Annotated in this window: 1 protein-coding gene; it reads left to right on the top strand. The window is 81.2% G+C overall.

The window, feature by feature from the left end:
• The coding region (locus E2C05_RS32375; protein WP_133223672.1) for an acyltransferase domain-containing protein at nt 1-579 on the top strand (579 nt) is incomplete at both ends.

Genomic DNA, 579 nt, shown 5'->3' with positions numbered 1-579 from the left:
CCCGCCCTGCTGCGCGGCGCCGCCCGGCATCGCGGGCCCTTCGGCCATCGCCTGGCGGTGCGGGGGGAGGATGCGGCGACGCTGGCCGCCCGGCTCGGCGCCTGGGCGGGCGGCGATGCCGGGGCGGCCGTGACCGGGGCCGCCGCGCCCGGCCAGGGCGTCGTCTTCGCCTTCAGCGGCAATGGCGCGCCCTTCGCCGGCATGGCGCAGGCGCAACTCGCTGCCAATCCCGACTTCGCCCGGGGCGTGGCGGAGGCCGATGCGGCGCTCGCCCCGCGGCTCGGCTGGTCGGCGCGCGACCGGCTGCGGGATGGCGTGACGGCCGAGGCCCTGGCGGACAGCGCCATCGCCCAGCCGCTGCTCTTCGCCGTGCAGCACGGCATCGTCGCGGCGCTGGCGGCGGCGGGCCTGCGGCCCATGCTCTGCCTCGGCCATTCGGTCGGGGAGGTCGCGGCGGCCGCCGCCGCCGGCCTGCTGCCGCTGGACCAGGCGGCGATGCTGATCGTCGCCCGCAGCCGCCGCCAGGCGGCGACGCGCGGCCAGGGCCGCATGGCCGCGCTCGGCGCCGCGGCCGGGGCC

It is taken from the genome of Paracraurococcus ruber (assembly GCF_004353985.1).
GTDB lineage: Bacteria > Pseudomonadota > Alphaproteobacteria > Acetobacterales > Acetobacteraceae > Paracraurococcus > Paracraurococcus ruber.
The sequence above is the reverse complement of the archived record's forward strand: the minus strand, read 5'-3'. Positions and strand labels throughout refer to the sequence as shown.